This window comes from Chryseobacterium sp. SG20098, assembly GCF_031844745.1.
GTDB lineage: Bacteria > Bacteroidota > Bacteroidia > Flavobacteriales > Weeksellaceae > Chryseobacterium > Chryseobacterium cucumeris.
On sequence record NZ_CP134622.1, the window covers coordinates 1,882,562 to 1,904,787 of the forward strand.

The following is a 22,226-nucleotide window of genomic DNA, read 5'->3' on the forward strand; positions in this document are numbered from 1 at the left end:
CAAAAAGAGTATAGCACAATCCTATAAAAAAAGTGGAAAATAGTGCAAGGAGTTCAATTTTAGTATTTTATTAACAGCAACATACTCTCAAATTTTCTATATTTGAGTTACCTCCGATTCAAAAAAATTTAGAAATGAATAACAATAGTAAGATTTTATTAAATACTCCTGAATTACGTAAGGAAAACCAACTATTGAGTCTTGTTGAAAACCAGACGAAATTCAATCTAAATAATTGTGAGTTTAGTATTTATGAGACTCATAAGGCTGCTTTTAATGTAAAACTTCATTTTGAAAATATTGCATTTACAGCGATGCTGAGAGGTAAAAAACATATGAAACTGGATAACAAGACCAATTATTTTGATTACTATCCGGGGGAAAGTATTCTGGTAGCACCGGGAGAAACGATGGTCATTGATTTCCCGGAAGCGGATGAAACCCCTACACAGTGTATTTCTTTAAGTCTCAATCCTGATTTTATTGAGGATTCTCTTAATTATCTCAATTATCATCTTCCAAAGGTGGATGAAACTTCGCAATGGAATATTCAGCTGGATGAGTATTTTCTGTTTAATAATAAATCGCTGGCTTCTGCTACCAACAATATCATGAGAATTGCCATGGATGATAACTCACAAAAGGATATCATGGCAGATTTTGCACTGAAAGAACTTCTGATTAGATTGATGCAGACTCAGGCAAGAGGCATGGTGGAAAAGAATATTGTTAAAAATAAATCGAGAATTGGATTTGTGGTAGATTATATTAAAAGAAATCTGCACCAGAAATTGTCTATTGACAGTATTGCCAAACTGGCTTATGTAAGCAAGTCTAATTTCTTTAAAATGTTCAAAGACGAACTGGGTACTTCTCCTAATGATTTTATTCTGCAGGAAAGAATTACCAGAGCAAAGGAATTATTAGCCAGCCAGACCAGTATCAAGGAAACCGCTTTTCAGACAGGTTTTTCCGATACCAATTATTTTACAAGGGTATTTAAGCAACTGGAAGGAGTCACTCCGAAAAGTTACCAGGATCGTATGGTCATGAGATAACTTATTTATAAAATATCAATAAAAAAGAGCCCTATTGAATAGGGCTCTTCGTCTATATTATTAAAAATTAAATTTTAATACTGATCATTCTGCTTAATGTTCGGGTTTGCTTGAATAGCAGAAATAGGAATTGGCCACTGCCACTTGAAGCTTCCAGCTGCAAGAGTTTGTGCAACAGCAGGAGTACCTGTACCGTCAAAAAGATCTCCTTTACCTGATCTCTGAACAGGAAGGTTTAATCTCTTCAATGTATACCATCTGTCATTTTCAAATGCAAGCTCCAATCTTCTTTCTTTCAAGATCGCATCTAAAAGAGCCTGTCCTGTTTCTGTACCAGGAGTAAATACAGTATATCTTTCAGTTCTTAATTTATTTAAAAGAACTAAAGCCTGTGCTCCATTACCTGTTCTGTAATATGCTTCAGCAACGTTTAGCAACACTTCTGCTCCTCTTAAATATCTTACAGGAACGATATTAGATGGTAAACCAGTAATACCTGCATATTTTGTAACATGATTATACTTTTGTTTACTATATACATCAGTAGTAAAATAAGCAGATTTTCTTACATCATTATTTGTATATGCAGTATATAAGTCATAATCTACAACAAACTCTGATCTTAAAGCTGGAACGGCTTGATTGTAAGCAACACCTACTGTGTTTTGCTCAGCTGCAGAATTTGATACCTGGAATAAAACTCCATCATTAACATCTCCTTCTTTTTCTTTCCAAATCTTATAGAAATTAGATTTTAGAGTAATACTTGAAGAAATTCCTAATGCCAATTCACCATATTTAATAGTGTTAGCATAGTCTCCTCTGTAAAGGTTTACTCTTGATAATAATCCGTAGATGGCAGCTTTGCTCAATCTTCCTTTATCCAAATCATTTTGGGTAATATTATCAGCCGCAAATAATAAATCTGCTATCACTTTATCATATACCTGATCAACAGTAAGATTTCTTGATGATGTATTATTTAGAGGAGAATAGGTTTCTGAATAATAAATTCCAATTGTATTCTTAGCACCTGCAGATTGAGTTGGGATTTGAGAATATGCTCTTACAATATCAAAATGAGCTATTGCTCTTAATGCTCTTGCTTCAGCTTCCAAATTTGTTTTCTGTGTTCCAGATAATACTCCGTTATTGATGTATTTCAAAACAAAGTTAGCTCTGCTGATCACAAGATAAGCAGCAGTATACAACCCTGTTGTCTGTGAATTATCTGATGAGAATTCGAAGTTTGATGCTGCAAAGTTGGTATTTCTTCCTGTAGTGGTACGAACAAGATTATCAGTGGTAAGATCACCCATGATAAGCTGGTTTCCTGTATCGCTGGTATAATATCCAGCTCCTTTAAGAGCTGCATAGGCTCCATCCATAGCCTGTCTGAAGGTCTCAGGTCTGGTCATTGCCTGCTCCTGATCTTCATTGATTGACGAGATTTGATCTAGATTTCTGTCGCAAGACGTTAACGTAACAAACATGGTTAACGCAGCTAAACTTATTTTTATTATATTCTTTTTCATAAAGCTATTCAATATTAAAATTCTAATTGCAGTCCTACCAAGATTGTTCTTACAGCAGGGTAAGTATAAAGGTTATATGCTCCTGGAACAAACAATGCTGTAGATTCACCGGATCCTACTGAAACCTCAGGTTCTCCGTGGAATTTAGTCACTGTAAATAAGTTTTGTCCCTGTACATAAGCTCTAAGCTTATTGATTGGTGATCCTTCTCCAAGGAATGCTTTATCAAATGTATATCCTAATGTAAGTGATCTTAATCTTAAGTAATCTGATTTTTCAATCCACTGATCAGAATCACGCATACCGTTTGAGTCAACTTTCTGGAATACTCCTGTATCTCCAGGGTTTTGCCAAACCTGAGCAGCAGCCTGAGCCATATTTCTACCTGCAACAGCCAACGTTGGATCCACAGCAGCAGCATACATGTTGTTATAAGTATATCCACCTAGCTTAAATGCGAAATCAGCACTAAAATCAAGTCCTTTATATTGAACTGTAGTTCCGAATCCACCAAAACTTTTTGGGAATGGAGATTTATCGGTAAGAGGAACTGCATTGGAAGCACTGTAAACATCAGTAATATTTCCTGCTTTATCATAATATAATGCTTTTCCATTGCTTGGATCTACTCCGGCAAATCTAACATTATAGAATACATATGGAGTTTCTCCCACTTTAAGATAAGTATCTCCTAAATTTCTTTCCGACTGGCCATCTGCTAACTTGTCAAGAACAGACTTCTGGAAAGAAATATTAGCATGTAGATTCCATTGGAAATCTTTCTGCTTGATTACATCTACACTAAGTTCAACTTCAAGACCTTTCTGAGACATATCTCCTGCATTGATATACTGGTAGTATCCACCTTCCTGTTTATCCAAAGGCACAAGCTGTACGAAATCTTTTCTCTTGTTCTGATATACTTCTACGGATCCACGAACTCTTCTGTTCCACATTGTGAAATCAACCCCTAAGTTGGTAATCGCATTAGATTCCCATTTAAGATTGCTGTTCCCAATAATAAAATTACCTTGTGAAAGCGTACTAGGATATGAAGTACCGTTAGTACCATATAAACCGTAGCTGATATTATTGACATTATAGTAATCAGGCAAAGTACCATCGTTACCTGTTGTACCGTAAGATCCTCTAAGCTTTAAATCATTAATAAACCCACCTTTCATGAAGTCTTCCTTCGCGATATTCCAGGCAGCACTTGCAGACCAGAAAATACCACTTTGGTTATTGGCACCAAATCTTGATGAAGCATCTCTTCTCAATGACCCTGTTACCAAATATCTTCCTTCATAATCATAGTTTAGTAAACCTGCTAAACTGAATAAAGTATTTCTTACCTTAACTCCGGTAAATGTATTTCTGTCAGAAGGTGTTGTAATAGATGGAACATTGATTACCGGAGATTTCAATCCGTAAGCCCCGCCATTCATTGTTTCGTTGTAGTTATCGTTATATTCGATAAATCCTAAGAAATCAAAGTTGTGGCCTCCATATGATTTTTTATAGTTAATGGAGTTATTCCAAGTGTAGTTAAAGGTATAGAATGAATTTTTGTTCAATGAACCTGTTGGAACTTTGTTCACTGTGATATCCAGGTTCGAACCTTTTTTCAACCACTGAGTTCCCATGTACCAATCAAAAAGTCCGTTAAAGTTTGTTTTAAACTTCAGACCATCGATAATTTTATATTCTGCGAATAAAGTAACCGGAATTCTCAGTCTCTGATCATCTAATCTATAGTTACGGATCTGCTCAACAACGTTAGAACCAGCTCTCATTGTCTGATTATAACTTCCATCGGCGTTATAAACCGGCTCATATGGAGCATATTTATACATTGCTCCAAATGGGTTCTGCGTATTGTTTCTGTCTCTGAAATTCTGAGTTTCCTGATACTGAACACCTAGGTTAATCCCTACGTTTAGTTTTTCACTCAGTTTATTGGTAAATCCAAAGTTACCTGTATATCTCTTAAGTCCGTCGATATCTCTGATAATCCCGTTATCAGAATCATATCCTAAAGAGTAATAGAAAGTACTTTCTCTAGATCCTCCCTGGGCACTGAATAAGTAGGATTGAATGCTTGAAGGCTTTAACAGATCTTTTTGCCAGTTGTGATCATAGGCAGCAAGTGCATCCATTTCTTGTTGAGTCCTTGGTTTAAATCCAAGGTACCCTAATTGATTCTGGAAATCCATCAACTCCCTGGAATTCATCATGGTATAGTTCTTGTCTCTCAACTTTTCACTGAAACCAAACTTAGTCTCGAATGAATAGTGAGTTTTCCCAGCTTTTCCGGCTTTAGTAGTTACTACAACCACCCCATTTGCACCTCTCGCACCATACTGTGCTGTAGCAGCAGCATCTTTAAGAATTGAAATAGATTCTACGTCTGCAGGGTTGATTGCACTGAACTGTCTTGCAGTCATATACATACCATTTACTACATAAGTAGGCTCTGAAGAACCACCAACACCGGCAATACCTCTTACCTGAATGGTAGCAGCAGCACCTGGCTGTCCGGTAGTACTTTGTACAAATACCCCTGATGCTCTACCCTGTAAAGAGTTACCAATAGATGTTGTAGGAGAGTTTCTTCTGATTTCGTCACCCCCAACAACAGCCTGAGCCTGGGTAATTTCATCTGCTTTTTTCTTCTGGTATCCAGTAACGATTACCTCATCGATCTTATTCTCCTTCAGAACAGAATCATTCTTAGATTTTTGCGCAAAAGCAGCTTGTCCTAAAAAAAACAAAGCTCCTGCACTTAATACATGTAACTTCACATTCATATTAACAGATTTTAATATATTCAAGGGACAAATATGTAGATAAATATCTATACCATCAATTCATTAAACACTGAAAACAGGCTTCCAGAAAGGAGAGATTCACACTCATACTTAAAAAATGATGGAGAATTATTTTAATTACATTTAAAAAATTAACAAAAAATAAGTCAATTTATATATTAACGGAATTTTAATAAATTTGAAAATTAAAATCAATTTACTAAAAGAATAAATATTAGATTAAAAAAATAAACTTAAAAATAATTTTTGATTAAAAATTTAAATTAAATCAGTTTTAAATTTTTAGTAAAATAGAGAAAAAAACGGCTTATTTTCTTAAATTTTATATAAAAAACACCCCTTTATATCCGCAGAACCCCGTTTTAAAAGAGGGTCGCTGAGATTAAAATTTAAAAACTGTTAATTTAATATTTACAGAATTTAGTTAATACATAAGAAGTATACCTACATGTTACCTGTATTTTTTTAACCATTTCACTCATAAAATTAAAAATAATCCAAGCATAAAAATCATGAAAACCAACAGGCTTTTTTCCATTGATAAAAAAGAAAAGCATCTCAAAATATGAGATGCTTTATATGATTTAATAGAAGATAATCTTACTTCTGATAACTATAATACCTAGCTCCAATTAAAACCGGATTTTCAGCCTCAATAGAAACAAGTCCAAAACCTTTATATTGATTATTTACAGATTCCTTCAATTGTTTTCTGTGAAGTTTCTCATAGGTATCAAAATCAACAGAAGTTCTTTGGTTTAGTTTTTCGAATAAATTCCATTTCTCTACTACTTTTCTCCAGCCTTCAGACACTTTTCCTGCAAAAACCTTTGATTTTGAACCACTTCCATAACCTACAAAACCAATTTCTTTTCCTGTAAGTTCTTCATTTTCATTAAAAGATGTTTGTAATGCGGAAAGAAATGCCATAAAAATAGAAGCCGTGTACATATTTCCGATCTCAGAAGAAGCTCTCTGGGTCTTTTCTATCTTATCATTAATTAGTTTCAGATAATTTTCTGACTTAACAATTGCTTTCTGTTCGTCCGAAGTTTCATAAGAAAGACCATTCTCCAGACTATATATTTCTGTGAAAACTCTTTTTCCATGGAAGGCATAAGGAAGATGAAAGATAATGTACTTCCAGTTTTCATATGGTTTATCCTGCCCTGTTAGCTCTTTATAGTGATAATATGCTTCTTTTATTCTATCCTGATAGCACTGGTTAGAATATTGTCCGTCAAAAACAGGTTCATCCGTGAAAATTTCAATCTTTTCGGGATAGGCTTCCGGAGCTCCACTCAAATCTTCTTTATTATATGATCTTCTCGGTTTGAAAAAATCAAAGACACTTTCTGAAGCAACTCCCCAATTATTTTCTATTACAAGAAGATCTGGTTTTGAGGAAATCAAAAGAGTAACAGCACCACCTCCTTGTGTATATTCTCCTGATGAAGCCAATTCATATTTTGCATAATCACTGGCAATCACCACTGCTTTTTTGTCAGGGTTTACTCTTACAAAGTCTAGCGCGTTATGCAATGCATCTACTCCTCCTACACAAGCAAAAGTCATATCAAGTACGTCACAGTTTCTGAAACATCTTGTTCCAAATTCTTCTTCCAATACTTTTTCTACCATTTGTACAGCATAGGAAGCTGTAGGCTTTGCAGCGTCCACTGCGCTTTCTGTTCCAAGGTATACTCTTGCTATTTCTTTAGGATTGATTTGATAGTCTTTTATAAGCTTTAGTAATGCTTCTGCTGCAAAGGTGGCAGCATCTTCGTGAACATCAGAAAGTCCCATTTTATGAAGACCTAAGCCTTTTTCCAATTTTGCTGGTTCTATTCCTCTTTTTTCTGCTAAATCCTTAATTTCCAAATATAAACCAGGCACATAATAACCCGCTGCTTCAATTCCAAAACTCATAATTGTCCAAATTTTAAACGAATTTATGAAAGATAATGCAAAAAACAGTCGTAAAAAATGCTAATTTTTACAACATCATTAAAAACCAATGTATTTAAAAATAAAATCCGACAATGTAGGTACACATAACGATAAAAGGAAAGCCGGCAAATCTGCCGGCTTTCTTTCTATTTATAATTTTCAATGGCTTTATTGATGACATCGATCTGTTTGTTGATACTTGCTGCATTTTGTGGATTCTGTTTCAGCAGTTCCATTTTTTTGCTCAAACCATCTTTCAGCATCTGAACCATCATCATTTTAGCTTGTGGATTATCTGCCATCTGATTTTTGGCATATCCTGCTATTTTCGTAATGCTTTCTGTTGCTTTCAGGTTATCGGAAGTCATGATCCAGTTGAAACCGTCTTCCGCCGCTTTTCCCAATTCCGGATTCTGGAATTTAATGAAGGGGTAAAAAGTAGCCAGAGGCGCAATATTTTCTATCTGAGAGGTAATTTTGTTTTTAACAATAATCGGAAGTAATTGTGCTCTGAGTTCGTCTGATGCTCCTTTCATATCAATTTTATCAGCCAGATTGCTGGCTTTTGACGGGTCAATAGAAAGAAGCGCACTCAAAGAACTTCCTTTTACTGCATTGGAAACAGCATTCACTCCTTTTTCAAATAAAGGAAGGTATTTTTTATCTTTTGTTTTTCCTAAAGCCGTAATAGCTGCAGCTTGAGTCAATGTTTTCGGATCATTGGAAGCCAGTTTTTCAACTTCAGCACCCAATGCTTTCATTTGTTCAGGATTAGTAAGGTCTATTAAGTTTAATGCTTTTATTCTTACTCTGAAGAAAGGATCTTTTAATGCAGCAGCCAGTAATTTTACAACAGCAGGACTTTTCCCAGCCTGATCTTTAATTCCGTTTAAAGCAAGATATCTGCTTTTGAACTCTTTAGAATTGGTAAACTGCATCAGATTTTGTTCCGGAGTTTTAGTATCGGTGATTTCGGCTAATAAAACACCGTCTGCATTAATATTTACCAGATCAGGAGCTTTAGAAACATCAAAACTAAATGTATTTTTTGATTCCGCATTTACCCAAACATTATATCTTTTAGGTTTTCCGTTGTCATATACATCAATCGCCAGAGGAAATTCAAATGGCTTTTCCTGTGTTTGATTAATTGTAACAACAACCTGCTTTTTCACGGGCTCAAATGTGGAGGTGTAATTGATCTTCGGATTTCCGTTTCCGAAATACCATTGATTAAAGAACCAGTTCAGGTCTTTACCGGATACTTTTTCAAAAGAAAGCCTTAATTGATGAGCTTCTGCATTCTGATATTCGTTAGTTTTCAGATAATCATTCATTCCGGCAAAGAAGGCATCATCTCCAAGATAGTTTCTCAGCATATTTAAAATACCTCCTCCCTTCTGATAGGTTACCAGGTCAAAAACGTCTTCACGGGATTCATAATTGAACCTAACCAGATTCTTATTAAAGTCGGTTGGGTTGTGAAGATAATTATTCACATCTGTCATCAGGTGATAATCTGCCTGATCTTTTCCGTATTTGTATTCATTCCAAAGGTATTCGGAATAGTTAGCAAAGGATTCATTGACGGTAAGATTACTCCAGCTTTCTGCTGTAACAAGATCTCCAAACCAATGATGGAACAGTTCATGGGCAATGGTATCTTCCCATGTATTTTCATCGATAAGCTGCCCCGGTTTCTGCAGGATATCACTTCCATGAAGAGTGGCTGTGGTATTTTCCATTGCACCACTTACATAATCTCTTCCGGAAATCTGGGCATATTTCGCCCATGGATAGTCATAATTCAGTTTTTTGGAGAAAAAGTCGATCATTTCCGGAGTATTTCCGTAGATCTGTTTAGCATAAGGCTCGTATTCCTTTTCAATATAATAATCAACAGGAATGTTTTTCCATTTGTCTTTTACAACAGCATATTCTCCTACGCCCATAAAGAAAAGATAAGTAGAATGTCTCTTGTCCATCACCCAATGATCGGTTCTAAGTCCATTGGATTCTTTTTTAGAATCTTTCATAAGACCGTTTGAAAGCGTTACATATTTATCAGGAACTGTCATATAGATTTCCTGTGTTGTCTTTTGGTTGGGTTTATCAATAGTAGGAAACCATGCTGAAGAAGATTCTGTTTCTCCCTGTGTCCAGATTTGTGTTGGTGTGTTGGGATCTTTTCCCTGAGCGTTTATGAAATACAGCCCTTTCTCATCATTGATTGCCATGCTCCCCTGTTGTTTCACTTCATTCGGGCGGGAGGTATATTTGATGTAAACTGTATAATCCTGATTTCTCTGATAGGTTTTATCCAGTGTAATTTTTAGAATATCGTCTTTATATTCGTATTTTAAAGGAGACATTTTGCCGTTGTTATCAAGAGCCACTTCATGAATCAGCATTCCTTTTGCATCAAGGGTAAGCTCATTGGTGGCATAGAAGTAAGGTGAAGCGGTAAGCCATTCTTCCCCATTCATCTGTTCTTTCTGATAATCAAAATTCACTTTCAGTTTTGTGTGCTTAAGCTCCGTTACTTTCGTGTGGGTAGCTCTGTACACTTTTTCTCTTCCTGAAGTTTCGGTTTGTGCTGATACATTGGCGGAACATAAAATTCCAAGTATAGCGATTGATAAAATGGCCTTTCTCATCGGTCTGCTTTATTATTTTTTTATGATTATATCGAAAATGTCATTAACTAGGGTTTCATAGTCACCCGTTTTAAGCTGTTCCTTCGTTTTTGCAAAAGCTTTTTTGAGTTCACTTTCAGGGTTTTCGTCATCCACTATTTCTGCGGATGCCACACCTTTCAGCTGAAGTACTGCATTCTTCAGTGCTTCAATATCTGCATTTTCTTCAATATTAATTTTTAAATACTTCATAATTTATTTTTAAGCATTTCAAATTTATGATTTACTACCAGCCAGTGAACGGCCCTATAAAAAGGAATTCAAAGAAGCGGAGTTGTTCTTTCAAATGTAAGAAACAATTACCAAAAGAAAGTGTGCTAAAGTATTTATATTCTGATTTCCAACTTATGGATACAGATAATGCCGTCTACTCATGTTAAAATAATAGACGTAAATAAAAAAAATAAAGTGATGTAAGAATATTAAATGGCTACAGGAGCTTTGATCCCCGGATGCGGATCATAATTTTCTAAAATAAAGTCTTCGAAATCGAAATCAAAGATATTTTTAACGTCAGGATTCAATTTCATAGTCGGAAGTGCTTTTGGCTCTCTTCCAAGTTGTCTGTTTACCTGTTCAAAATGATTGTTATAAATATGAACATCTCCAAAGCTGTGAACATAATCCCCTACTTCAAGATCACATACCTGCGCTACCATCATCAGCAGCAATGCATAACTTGCAATATTGAACGGTACACCAAGGAAAACATCGGCACTTCTCTGATAAAGCTGCAGCGATAATTTACCATCAGCTACGTAGAACTGGAACAAGGCATGACAAGGAGCCAAAGCCATGTTAGGAATTTCTGCAACATTCCATGCTGATACGATAAGTCTTCTGGAATCCGGATTTTTTTTAATCTGGTCAATTACTTCTGTAATCTGATCTACCACTTTCCCGTCTGCACCACTCCAGCTTCTCCACTGCGCCCCGTAAACAGGTCCAAGATCTCCATTTTCATTGGCCCATTCATCCCAGATACTTACTCCGTTATCTTTAAGATATTTAATATTGGTATCTCCTTTCAGAAACCAAAGTAACTCATAGATAATGGATTTCAAATGCACTTTTTTTGTGGTTACCAAAGGAAATCCTTTTGACAGATCATATCTCAGCTGATAACCGAAAACACTTCTTGTTCCAGTGCCGGTTCTATCAGTTTTATCCGTTCCGTTGTCTAAAATATGCTGTAAAAGATCCAGGTAGTTTTGCATTTTGAATGAGATTTTAAGTTCCAAATTTAGTAAAAACCAATAAAAAAAGCACCCACTTTTATGAATGCTTTTTATAGAGATAATGATTATTTTCTATTAAACAACTGTATATCTGCAATCTAACAGATCGTAATTTTACCATATATTTTCAATAGTCTGATAAATGGTGTTGACAATGAAATTTTCTCCTGCTTTTTTATTATACATGATTTTCACCAAAGGAGATTCTGCAGAAACCGTCATGATTTTCTGATTTTCAAAAACAATTTCTCCCATAGAAACTGCTACGTAAAATAGTCCTTTATCGGTTTTTACCAAAGCTCCGTTCTGAACTTTTTCCGAAGGATCAGAAGTTATTTTCTGCAAAACAGCCTGCTGATTCAGCACTTCATTGAGCTGTCTCTGCAAATTATTGATTTCCTGCTGAAGCATTTCTCTTCCAGTTTCATATTTGTCTCCCATTGAGCTTTTCGTATCGTTATTGGAAGCCCGTGTTTCTGCAATAAGGTTTTCAAAGTATTGAATTTTGTCAGCAGCTTTTGCTTTGATGATATTGATTATTTCCTGTTTGTTCATTGTAATGGTGGATTTTTATTGTAGGGCAGATAAACCACCCCGTCAAAATCTGTGATTTTGACACCCCTTCAGAGGAGGGGAAATGAGTACGCTAAAAGACTAATTGTTAATAATTAGTGCTTCAACCGAAAGTTCAGAGGTTTTTATTGCTTACTTTTCAAATACGGCATAATCAGAAACTTTGAAACTAAAGTCTTTTCCATTACTGAAATCTCTTTTCGTTTTATCAAAAACATTTCTGAATATTCCTGATAAGTGTTCGTCTTCAACAGAAAAGCTAACAGGTTCTTTTGACATATTCAAAACTACCAGTACTTCATCTTTTCCATTTTTCCTTACATAAGCGAGAATTTTATCGTTGGCTGAGGTATTCAGCAGGTAGGTAGTTACATTAGGATCTCCACCTCTTAAAGCAGGGTTGACAGCTTTTAAATCCAATAGTGTTTTATAGAAATCAGCAACCTGATACGCATTGGTCCACTTAATAACATCTTTCTCGAAAAACTCCAGTCTCTTCATGTTCGGAAGTTCCTGTCCGGAATATAATAATGGCACACCATTCCATGTCGCAGAGAATACTGCCATAGGCTTTGTAATCACTCCATATTTTTCATATTCGGTTCCGTTCCACGAGTTTTCATCATGATTTGTGGTAAACCAGGCTCTCATCGATGTATCTCCGATATTAGAATACTGTCTCAAAAGATCTTTTAATTCCTGAAGAGGTTCATTCTTTTTATAATAATCGGCAGATTTGTGCATCCATTTCCAGGAATAACTTGCGTCGAAAACTTTACCATATTCCGGGCTTTCCAGTTCATCGAACTCTCCCAGCCAGAAAAGAGGTTTTATTTTTTCCACTTCAGGACGTGCCTGTTCCCAGAAATCGACTTCTACCCATGAAGCAAGATCACATCTGAAACCATCAATATTGGTTTCTTGTACCCAGTATTTCATGGCATCTATCATGGCCAGACGCATTTCCTGATTTTTATAATCCAATTCAATAATATCATCCATTCCGGAAGCAATATGGAATTTTCCGTCGGGGTCTTTAAGATAAAATTCAGGGTGTGTTTTGGTCCAAACATGATCCCAGCCAGTATGATTGGCTACCCAGTCAATGATTACTTTGAATCCCAGTCTGTGTGCCTCATTCACCATATCTTTAAAATCCTGCAGTGTTCCGAATTCAGGATTAATGGAAGTATAATCTGAAGCCGCATAAGGACTGCCCATACTTCCTTTTTTATTCTGTTGGGCAATTGGTGTGATCGGCATAAACCAAAGGGTTTTTATTCCCATAGATTTCAGGCGGGGCATTTCTTTTGCAAATGCTTTGAAAGTTCCTTCCTGAGTATATTGTCGTATGTTTACTTCGTAGATATTTGTAGTATGTTTCCAATCTTTTGGCAGTTCTGTCATCTTCCTGATATTTTTTTGAGTGGTACAGGAAACAATTCCCAGACCAATTACAGCTAACAAAATTAATTTTTTCATTAAACTATTTTTAACAAAAATAAGGATTGTTTTTGGGGTAAAAGGGTAAAAAGGCAAAATCGTTAAAAGCAGAATGGTAATTTGCTTTATTTAGCATAAAAAAGCCCTGGATCTAAATCCAGGGCCAGTATATTGTATGATTATCTTTCATCATCATTGTCATCCTCATCATCAAAGACATCGTCATTGTAATCTTGTTCTTCCTCATCATCAAAGCTGTCATCATCTTCATCCGAAAAGTTTCCACCCGCTACGAAATCGTCATCAAAACCAAATTCATCATCTACCAAAGGCATTGCTGATTTCTTTTTGCCACCTCCGGTACCTCCGTTTTTGCTAGGAGCCTTTAAAGGAACGTTTCCGAATCTGTATACGGTAATAGGATAATTAACTCCTTTTGTTTCTTCAATAACTTCTACAAGCTCGCAGAAGAACTCCCAAAGATCAAGAAGCCCATACTGGAACTGTGCTTTGTCGCCTACGTTTTCAAAAGCTTCATCTATATAAACATCTGACATGATCTCACCATCACCATCATCACTCATATCTTCCAATGGGACACTTTTTACGATTGTTCCGTCATCTTCTAACAGATTAAAAGTAGAAAGCTCATCTCCCTGCAGACTGAATGCACTTTTAATTCCTAAATGTAAGTTCCATAACGTTTGTTTTCCCTTAACTTCGACATCACGGAAAATATCCTCTTTCGCATCTAATATTACGCGGATTTTGTAAACCATATCAGTTTCTTAAATTACTTTTTTGCCTTTATAATTATGATAAATCTCTGTTGCAAATATATAATAAATGACATGTGACAAAAAAATATTTCAGGATTTTTTAAAATATTTTTTTTTCTTACATTTTGCCGGAATTATTTACTTTTTTCAAGCATAAAACTGAACTTCGTCCCTTCAAGGTAGACACTTTCTACGGTAATGTTTTCATTGTGTGCTTCAAGGATGTGCTTTACAATGGCCAATCCAAGTCCTGAACCGCCTTCTCTTCTGCTTCTGCTGGTTTCCACACGATAAAATCTTTCGAAGATTCTTGGAAGAATTTCAGATTTGATTCCCATTCCGTTATCTATCACCTCTATCAGCACCTTATTTTTCAGAATGCTGGTTTTTACGATCACTTTCGCTTCCTGTCTGTTGGCATAATGAATGGCATTGGAGATCAGATTAATAAAAACCTGAGAAATTTTCTGTTTATCGGCTTCTACAAAGATCTGTGGATGAAGAGTCTGAATCTGTAATGTTGTATTTCTTTTTTCGGCTTCAAGATCAAGTAAGTCGAAGATTTCCTTGATCAGAAGGTTGACATCAAATTTTGAAACGGTAAGATTGATTTCACCAGCTTCCAGCCTGTTGATCATATCAAGATCTGTCACAATAGCGATCAGTCTTTCTACCGATTTATCAATTCTTTCGAGATATTTGTCGCGGATGGTAAGATTATCCACGCCGCCGTCTCTTAGGGTTTCTACATATCCCTGGATAGAAAAAAGAGGAGTCTTCAGCTCATGGGAAACATTTCCGATGTATTCTTTACGGTAACTTTCCATCTCTTTCATCATATCAATTTCTGATACCTGCTGTTGATTCAGATCTGAGAATCTTTCGCCTAATTCTTTGATGGTGATATTTTCGTCGTGATTCTGCACTATTTCCTGCGGCAGAAATCCGGAAAGACCTTTAACCTGTTTTCTGCTGTAGTAATTGAAAAGGAGTTCCAGTACTACACAGTTGATCAGGAAGATCAGAATAATACAGATGAAAAGACCCGTTTTGAACAAAGGGGTCTCATAATAGATATCTTTCAGCGAATCGAATACGACACCTAAAAGGAGCATTACCAGTGTCAGCAGACACGAGGCAACAAGGGTAAGTCTGTAAAATTTCAATTTTACAACGTTTTAATGATTGAACGTAAAGTTAAGATTTTTAAATAATTAAACGATCAGTTTATATCCAATCCCTTTTAATGTCTGAATCGTATTGATTCCCAGTTTTTCTCTTAGTCTTCTGATGTGAACATCAATAGTTCTTTCCCCTACAATCACATCATTACCCCAAACTTTCTCCAGAATCTCTTCTCTTTTGAAAACTTTTTCAGTATTGGAAGCCAAAAGGTAAAGCAAATCAAATTCTTTTTTGGGAAGAAGAAATTGCTGTCCGCTTTTGGAAACTCTGAAGTTATCTTTATCGATAACAAGGTCACCGATTTCAATAAGTTTTGCATTGTCAGACACCTGAGAGGTTAGCTGTAATAATGCATTCACTTTAGAAATAAGGATTTTCGGCTTGATCAGTTTTACAATGTAATCATTGGCTCCTGCCTGAAAACCTGCTAATTGAGAAAACTCTTCGCTTCTTGCAGAAAGGAACACAATAAGTGTTTTTTGCAGTTCTTTCACTTTACGAAGTTCCTGACAGGTTTCTATACCATCTTTTTCAGGCATCATGACATCTAATAAGATAAGATCCGGAACAATTTCCTTCGCTTTTTCTATACCTTCGTTACCATTGGTAGCGGTATAGATATCATACCCTTCCTTTTCCAAATTGTAAGACAGAATCTCTAAAATGTCCAGTTCATCGTCTATTAAAAGAATTTTTTTGCTCATCTTCTAGTTTAAGAATTCCCACAAAATTAATTATTTCAATTGATTTCATCTATCTGCCAAATGTTAACTAATTATTAAAAAACAACATTTTAAACAGTAATTACAAAATCAATAAAAAAACTAACAAATAATTACACACAAATCAAATATAAGGAATAATAATTAACATTAAAACAAAAATTATAATTATATAAATTAAACATCGATAAGTATAAAAGTCACGGTCCTGTTAATACAAACTTCATAATTAATTAAGATTCTCCTAAAGTTTTCTTAAAAACTTAGCCTTTATTTTGCCCTTGAAAAAGAAGTAAAAGAAGTAATAATGAAAAAACAACTCCACAAGAGCATCATGCTACTTGCCTTGTTTTCTGCTGGCTATGCTTTTGCACAAAGTCAGATTTTGGAAGGTAGGGTATTGGACGAGAAAGACAATTCTCCTATAGAAGGGGTAAAAGTAAAAGTAAATGGCCAGGAAGTAACTACTGACATTTCCGGATACTACTCTATCAACCTTTCTCCCGGAGCCAATTACATCGTAACGGTAAGTTCCAACGGATATAACAGAAAAGAGATCAGTGAGGTTATTATAAAGAATGAAGGTATTACTCATCTTGATATCGTTCTGGATAAGCCATCTACCAAAGAAAAAGAAATTGAGGGAGTTGTCATAAAATCAAATGCAAGAAAAGAAACCATAGCCTCTACCATCGGTTTACAAAAGAACGCAGGTGTAGTTTCTCAGGTTATTGGTGTTGAAGCGATCAAAAGAAGTCCGGACAGGAACACAGGTGAAGTTCTGAAAAGAGTTTCCGGAGTGAGTTTATTTGACGGAAAATATATTGTAGTAAGAGGTTTATCAGACCGTTATAACCAGGCGATGCTGAATGGTATTCAGTTATCCAGCACGGAGCCTGACAGAAAGACTTTCTCTTTTGACCTTTTCCCTGCGAATGTTATCGAAACCCTTGTTATCAACAAAACGTTCATTCCTGAATATACAGGTGAATGGGGCGGTGCATTGATTCAGGTAAATACGAAAGACATTCCTAATAAAAATTTCTTCAATGTACAGGTAGGTGTAGGTGGAAACACCGCTACTATGGGACAGGAATTCCATATGCAGAAAGGAGGAAAGTGGGACTTTTTAGGAATCGATGACGGTTACAGAAAACTTCCTACCAATATGCCTGCAAAAAATGCTTTCAGTATTCTGACTGAAGCACAGAAAACAGAGATTGGTAAAGGATATACAAAGAATCTTGGATACAACAGTATCGGTTATCCTGAAAACTTAAGTTTACAACTTGACGGAGGTTTCAATACGAAATTATTCGGAAAAGATTTAGGAGTAATTGCTGTTTTAAACTATAGTAACAACAAAAGAAGAACGGAGTCTACCAACCGTTTCTTTACCATCAACAACCAGCTTGCTGATACCAACTTCGATTATTTTACAGAAAAATACAGCAATGATATTATTTTAGGAGGGATGTTGAACCTTTCTTTAAAGCTGAACAACAACAACAAAATTTCCCTGAAGAATATCATTACTAATAATACAGTAAACCACATGTCCTTCAGAACAGGAAAGGACTTTGAATTTGATCCGATTAACGGTACCAATATCATGGCAAGGGAAATTGGATTTAAAGAAACAACTTTCTATAACTCTACCCTTTCCGGTAATCATAAAATTGATGTTCTTGGCGGATTGACCGTAAACTGGTACGGAAGTTTCGGAATCCTTGATCAATACATTCCTTTGCTGCAGCGTTTACAGTATAACCAATATACAAACATGCCGGGAAGTCCTTATTTAGCTTTGATTTCCAACGGTCTTTCCCAAAAATCAGGAAGTGTATTCTACTCTACTCTGAGCGACTATCTGTATAATGCAGGAGGTGACGTATCCAAGACGTTTACGATGTTCGGACAAAAGCAAACGATCAAAGGAGGTTATTTATTCCAGGTTAAAGACAGAATATACAACTCAAGACCATTCTCTGTAAGACTTGAAAACTTCAATCAGGGATTACTTTCCCAGCCTTTTGAAACCATCTTCAATCCTGGTAACTTCGGAACCAACGGAGGATTTACATTTGATGAAATTGCTGGAAACCAGTACAGATATATTGCCAATACCATCCTTAACGCAGGATACTTACAGTTTGACAATAACTTCACACCATGGTTAAGAGCTGTCTGGGGATTAAGAGTGGAGAACTTTGACCAGTTGGTAGGTAGCACAAAAAAGAGTGATGACCGTTTTGTAAACACTCGTGTTACAGATTTCTTACCTGCTGTGAATTTAACATTCAAGGTAAATCCTAAAATGAATATCCGTCTTGCGGGTTCACAAACTGTTGTAAGACCGGAATTCAGAGAGGTTTCTCCTTTGGCATATTATGATTTTGACCTTGGAGCAACTGTAATCGGTAACAAATCTATCGAAAGAACTAAAATAACGAGTGCCGATCTTCGTTGGGAATTCTACCCAAGAAACGGGGAAATTATATCCGTGGCAGGTTTCTATAAAAACTTCAAAAAGCCTATCGAACTATACTTCAACCAATCAGGGGTAGGAACAAGTAACACTTTCAACTACCTTAACGTAGATAAAGCGGATGCTTATGGATTGGAAGTTGAAGCCAGAAAAAAACTGGATTTTGTAAGTGCTCTTAAAAACTTTACCCTTGGTGGAAACGTAGCATTAATCAAAAACAGAGTAACAGACGAAGCTACCAATATTGACAGACCAATGCAGGGACAATCTCCATATACTGTTAACCTAAGTCTTCAGTATGACACTGAAAAATCAGGATGGTCTTCAACGCTATTATTCAACATGATCGGAAGAAGAATCCTTTACGTAGGAAACGATCAGGTTCCACCAATCTGGGAAGCACCTAGACCTCTTCTGGATTTCCAGCTTGCTAAAAAACTATGGAGCAACAAGGGAGAGATCAAGCTGAATGTTTCAGATATCCTGAACCGTCGTGCTAAATTCTACCATGACCTGAATGACAATGGCAAGTATGACAGCAAAGATGCTCTTGCTATTGAAAGACTTACAGGAACCAATATCAGTTTAACACTGGGATACAATTTTTAATTCACTCAACAAATAATCTAATAAATAATTTAATTCTTTATAACATGAAAAAGTTCGTTTTATATTCTTTAATGCTTGGCGCTCTAGTATCAACTACCGCATGTAGAAATATAGAAGAAGATGGACCTACCATTATTCAAAATGGAGGTAATGGAAACGGAGACACTGAAAACCTTATTCTTTCAGGAAAAATCACTTCCAATACTACACTTAAAGCCAATAAAATCTATAAGCTGAGAGGACTGGTATATGTAACTAACGGAGCTACTTTAACGATCGAGCCAGGTACAAAGATTGTAGGTGAAGCTGATAAAAACGGAGCTTTAATCATTACAAGAGGAAGCAAAATAATGGCAGAAGGAACTGCTGCCAATCCTATTATCTTCACTTCAGAGAAAGCAAGTCCTAAAAGAGGAGACTGGGCAGGTGTAGTAATTTTGGGAAATGCTCCTACTAATGCATCTTTCGGAGGAACAAACGGCGTTGGAGAAATTGAAGGAGGTATTAACAACTCTGAAGGTCTTGGACTTTATGGAGGAAATAATGCTGCTGACAACAGTGGAGTATTAAAATATGTAAGAATAGAATATGCAGGATATGCATTCTTACCAGATAAAGAGATCAACGGACTTACATTCGGTGGTGTAGGTAGCGGAACTACAGTGGATTATGTAGAAGTTGCTTATGCTAACGATGACAGTTTTGAGTGGTTCGGAGGAACAGTAAACTGTTCTCACCTTATTTCTTACAAAGGTCTTGATGACGATTTCGATACTGACAACGGGTATTCAGGAAATGTACAGTTTGGTATCGCAGTAAGAGATTCTCAGGTAGCTGACGTTTCCGGTTCTAACGCATTTGAATCTGATAATGATGCCAACGGTTCTACTTTAACGCCTCAGACTTCAGCTACATTCTCTAACATGACGATTATCGGGCCAATCAACTCTGCTGCTCCGGGATCAATCAATGCGTTGTTCCAGAATGCATTACAGATCAGAAGAAACTCTTCTATCTCTGTATTCAACTCTGTATTTACAGGATTCCCGGTTGGTTTATTCATTGATGCTACTAAAGGATCTCCAACGGATAACAACATCGTAGGTAACAAATTATTCTTTGAAAACAACGTTTTAGCAGGAAATACAACTCCTTTAAAATTCGGACCATCTACATCTACTCCGACAACATATACATTAAACGATCTTACGACTTGGTTTAATGCTAAAGGAAATACAATTCTTGCTTCTACAGCTGATGTAAAACTTGCTGGTGCATGGGCTCCTGCAGGAACTACACCAAACTTTACTCCTAATGCAGGTTCTCCATTGTTAACAGGTGGAGCGTTTACAAACCCTAAATTAGCAACCTGGTTTACACAGGTTACTTACAGAGGTGCTGTAAAAGATGCCACTGATACTTGGTATGCAGGATGGACTAACTTCAACTTATAACATATCATCATATAAGTACCTAGATTTAATTTCAAATAGAGGCCTCCGGAAGTAATTTCCGGGGGCTTTTTTTATCGTTATTACGGGATATTACAAATATTAGGAATTTTGAATATGAATAGATGTTCACATTGTAAAATATAAAAAGGGAATATGAACAGTTATTTTGGGTTTGAATACAGATATTCTTTCATAATTTTTGGCTAAAGCCTGAGGTATATTTTTTTCCATTCAAACGGGCTAAAGCCCGTTCCTATTGAATACAAAAAGTTCTAAGTTCACAATCTAAATCCCCAAACTCAAAACTCGAATCACGAATCTCAAAAACCCGAAACCCGCACCCCATTCAAAAAAAGCCACCAGAAAAACTTCCGATGGCAGTTACAAAAAACAAGTGTATAAAAATATATATACTTCACATTAATTTCTCCAAAATAAATTCCCGTCATTCATCAGGGCTTTTATTTCAGACATTCTGGAAACAGCTTCTGCAGAGCATGAAGCATCTGTCAGAACAATTGCTGCTTCATCACCGGCTTTTGGCCATTGTTGCTTTCCTTTTTCATCCAGAGGAAGAGTACTTTGAGTAGCAAACTGCAAAGCTCTCGACAGAGCATATTCTGTAGCATAACCATACAGCTCCGCAATAAGATTAGCTTTCTGCAGCATATTTCCGGATCCGAAGGTACTCCAGTAGTCCTGCACATTATCATTTCCGATCAATACATTAACCCCATATTTTTTCAGCGTTGGAATAGGCATTATTTTTCCTTTAAAAGGTACGGAAGAAGCAATTCCCACTTTTCCGGCAGCCAGTCTTTCTGCAATCTGCTCTGTTTCTTTGGGTGAAAGATGAGCTAAAGCAAATGCATGGCTTACAAACGTTTTTCCCTGAAGTGCAGGGTTTTCCATCGCTTTATCAATCAGATAACTGATGGTTTTCATTCCAGACTCTCCTGCTTCGTGCAGGTGAATATCAATTCCTTTGTTGTGATCTAAAGCCAGCTGAACGGTAAAATCCATTACTTTCTCAATACTTCCATCAATGCTTAAAGGATCCAGCCCACCAATGAATTCTACACTTTTCAACTGTGCAGCTTCTTTCATCAACGGAGCAGATTCCGTATAATACACTCCATGCTGTGGAAAAGCAACCAGCTCGGCTTTGAAAGAATCTCTTTTATTTTCAAGAGCCTGCTCAAGATGTTCCAGGGATTTCAATCCAGAGGTAGGATCAATATTAAAATGGGTTCTCGCAAAATGAGTTCCGTAATGCTGCTGCAAACTGATCAGCTGTTCTGCTCTGCTTACCGAAGTTTTCAGCAATTCAGGAATGATTTCCTGTTCATAGGCAATCATATCCTTCACGGTTCTTCTTTTCGGAGAAAGTGCCTGCCATGGAAGACCATACAGGGTTTTATCGAGATGAATATGCATGTCTCTGAAAGCAGGAAGCATCAGATAACCTTTTGCATCAATTGCTTTGGAAGCAGGATCATTAGCTTTTACTGTTTTTATTTTTCCGTCTACAATTTCAATACTGAAAAGGCCTGTTTTTGTTCCGTTAACCTCTTCATTTTCGTATTCAAAGCCAGTCTCCAGGCGGACATTTTTAAGGGAATAGTTTCCTTTTGCAGTTAATTGATAGGGAAATTGCATGATTTA

15 protein-coding genes are annotated in these 22,226 nt (G+C 36.3%); 3 read left to right on the forward strand and 12 right to left on the reverse strand.

Going from position 1 to position 22,226, the window contains the following annotated elements; genetic code table 11:
- Window positions 1-134: 134 nt before the first annotated feature.
- A complete protein-coding gene (locus RHP76_RS08555) occupies window positions 135-1,058 on the forward strand; it encodes an AraC family transcriptional regulator (protein ID WP_123279377.1) in 924 nt (307 codons plus the stop codon).
- Between the two features lie 74 nt (window positions 1,059-1,132).
- Here RHP76_RS08555 and RHP76_RS08560 read toward each other — a convergent pair whose 3' ends face one another.
- The 11 genes from RHP76_RS08560 to RHP76_RS08610 all read right to left on the reverse strand — a co-directional run bounded on the left by RHP76_RS08560 (window position 1,133) and on the right by RHP76_RS08610 (window position 15,992).
- Entirely contained in the window at window positions 1,133-2,593 is a 1,461-nt protein-coding gene (locus tag RHP76_RS08560) for a RagB/SusD family nutrient uptake outer membrane protein (protein ID WP_311229964.1), read from the reverse strand.
- A gap of 14 nt (window positions 2,594-2,607) precedes the next feature.
- The gene (locus RHP76_RS08565; RefSeq protein ID WP_123279376.1) at window positions 2,608-5,403 is read right to left on the reverse strand and encodes a SusC/RagA family TonB-linked outer membrane protein; all 2,796 of its coding nucleotides are present in this window, start codon (window positions 5,401-5,403) and stop codon (window positions 2,608-2,610) included.
- A 621-nt stretch (window positions 5,404-6,024) separates the two neighbouring features.
- The gene (locus tag RHP76_RS08570; RefSeq protein ID WP_311229965.1) at window positions 6,025-7,353 is read right to left on the reverse strand and encodes a hydroxymethylglutaryl-CoA synthase family protein; all 1,329 of its coding nucleotides are present in this window, start codon (window positions 7,351-7,353) and stop codon (window positions 6,025-6,027) included.
- Between the two features lie 167 nt (window positions 7,354-7,520).
- A complete protein-coding gene (locus RHP76_RS08575) occupies window positions 7,521-10,031 on the reverse strand; it encodes a M1 family metallopeptidase (protein ID WP_311229966.1) in 2,511 nt (836 codons plus the stop codon).
- A gap of 12 nt (window positions 10,032-10,043) precedes the next feature.
- The gene (locus RHP76_RS08580; RefSeq protein ID WP_062674294.1) at window positions 10,044-10,262 is read right to left on the reverse strand and encodes a hypothetical protein; all 219 of its coding nucleotides are present in this window, start codon (window positions 10,260-10,262) and stop codon (window positions 10,044-10,046) included.
- Between the two features lie 230 nt (window positions 10,263-10,492).
- Window positions 10,493-11,287: a thymidylate synthase gene (locus RHP76_RS08585; protein ID WP_062674291.1), complete on the reverse strand. Its 795-nt coding sequence runs from the start codon at window positions 11,285-11,287 to the stop codon at window positions 10,493-10,495.
- Window positions 11,288-11,422: 135 nt separating this feature from the next.
- Window positions 11,423-11,863, reverse strand: coding sequence for a hypothetical protein (locus RHP76_RS08590; protein ID WP_311229967.1), 441 nt, complete (start codon window positions 11,861-11,863; stop codon window positions 11,423-11,425).
- Window positions 11,864-12,013: 150 nt separating this feature from the next.
- The gene (locus RHP76_RS08595) at window positions 12,014-13,363 is read right to left on the reverse strand and encodes an alpha-amylase family glycosyl hydrolase (protein WP_311229968.1); all 1,350 of its coding nucleotides are present in this window, start codon (window positions 13,361-13,363) and stop codon (window positions 12,014-12,016) included.
- A gap of 140 nt (window positions 13,364-13,503) precedes the next feature.
- Window positions 13,504-14,103, reverse strand: coding sequence for an IS1096 element passenger TnpR family protein (locus RHP76_RS08600; RefSeq protein ID WP_311229969.1), 600 nt, complete (start codon window positions 14,101-14,103; stop codon window positions 13,504-13,506).
- A 134-nt stretch (window positions 14,104-14,237) separates the two neighbouring features.
- Window positions 14,238-15,269: a sensor histidine kinase gene (locus RHP76_RS08605; protein ID WP_047434197.1), complete on the reverse strand. Its 1,032-nt coding sequence runs from the start codon at window positions 15,267-15,269 to the stop codon at window positions 14,238-14,240.
- Between the two features lie 48 nt (window positions 15,270-15,317).
- Window positions 15,318-15,992: a response regulator gene (locus tag RHP76_RS08610; RefSeq protein ID WP_002977493.1), complete on the reverse strand. Its 675-nt coding sequence runs from the start codon at window positions 15,990-15,992 to the stop codon at window positions 15,318-15,320.
- Window positions 15,993-16,317: 325 nt separating this feature from the next.
- Here RHP76_RS08610 and RHP76_RS08615 point away from each other — a divergent pair, with 325 nt between their 5' ends.
- Together RHP76_RS08615 and RHP76_RS08620 are read left to right on the forward strand one after the other, a co-directional pair.
- A complete protein-coding gene (locus RHP76_RS08615) occupies window positions 16,318-19,107 on the forward strand; it encodes a TonB-dependent receptor domain-containing protein (protein WP_311229970.1) in 2,790 nt (929 codons plus the stop codon).
- 44 nt (window positions 19,108-19,151) lie between these two features.
- The gene (locus RHP76_RS08620) at window positions 19,152-20,561 is read left to right on the forward strand and encodes a beta-helix domain-containing protein (RefSeq protein ID WP_062674285.1); all 1,410 of its coding nucleotides are present in this window, start codon (window positions 19,152-19,154) and stop codon (window positions 20,559-20,561) included.
- Between the two features lie 420 nt (window positions 20,562-20,981).
- On the opposite strand, the gene RHP76_RS08625 is transcribed toward RHP76_RS08620, so the two are convergent.
- Window positions 20,982-22,220: an amidohydrolase gene (locus RHP76_RS08625; RefSeq protein ID WP_311229971.1), complete on the reverse strand. Its 1,239-nt coding sequence runs from the start codon at window positions 22,218-22,220 to the stop codon at window positions 20,982-20,984.
- Between the last annotated feature and the right edge of the window lie 6 nt (window positions 22,221-22,226).

Excerpts from the sequence above, each read along its gene's own strand:
- RHP76_RS08555 (WP_123279377.1), top strand. The coding sequence starts at position 135 with ATGAATAACAATAGTAAGATTTTATTAAATACTCCTGAATTACGTAAG.
- RHP76_RS08560 (WP_311229964.1), bottom strand. The coding sequence starts at position 2,593 with ATGAAAAAGAATATAATAAAAATAAGTTTAGCTGCGTTAACCATGTTT.
- RHP76_RS08565 (WP_123279376.1), bottom strand. The coding sequence starts at position 5,403 with ATGAATGTGAAGTTACATGTATTAAGTGCAGGAGCTTTGTTTTTTTTA.
- RHP76_RS08570 (WP_311229965.1), bottom strand. The coding sequence starts at position 7,353 with ATGAGTTTTGGAATTGAAGCAGCGGGTTATTATGTGCCTGGTTTATAT.
- RHP76_RS08575 (WP_311229966.1), bottom strand. The coding sequence starts at position 10,031 with ATGAGAAAGGCCATTTTATCAATCGCTATACTTGGAATTTTATGTTCC.
- RHP76_RS08580 (WP_062674294.1), bottom strand. The coding sequence starts at position 10,262 with ATGAAGTATTTAAAAATTAATATTGAAGAAAATGCAGATATTGAAGCA.
- RHP76_RS08585 (WP_062674291.1), bottom strand. The coding sequence starts at position 11,287 with ATGCAAAACTACCTGGATCTTTTACAGCATATTTTAGACAACGGAACG.
- RHP76_RS08590 (WP_311229967.1), bottom strand. The coding sequence starts at position 11,863 with ATGAACAAACAGGAAATAATCAATATCATCAAAGCAAAAGCTGCTGAC.
- RHP76_RS08595 (WP_311229968.1), bottom strand. The coding sequence starts at position 13,363 with ATGAAAAAATTAATTTTGTTAGCTGTAATTGGTCTGGGAATTGTTTCC.
- RHP76_RS08600 (WP_311229969.1), bottom strand. The coding sequence starts at position 14,103 with ATGGTTTACAAAATCCGCGTAATATTAGATGCGAAAGAGGATATTTTC.
- RHP76_RS08610 (WP_002977493.1), bottom strand. The coding sequence starts at position 15,992 with ATGAGCAAAAAAATTCTTTTAATAGACGATGAACTGGACATTTTAGAG.
- RHP76_RS08615 (WP_311229970.1), top strand. The coding sequence starts at position 16,318 with ATGAAAAAACAACTCCACAAGAGCATCATGCTACTTGCCTTGTTTTCT.
- RHP76_RS08620 (WP_062674285.1), top strand. The coding sequence starts at position 19,152 with ATGAAAAAGTTCGTTTTATATTCTTTAATGCTTGGCGCTCTAGTATCA.
- RHP76_RS08625 (WP_311229971.1), bottom strand. The coding sequence starts at position 22,220 with ATGCAATTTCCCTATCAATTAACTGCAAAAGGAAACTATTCCCTTAAA.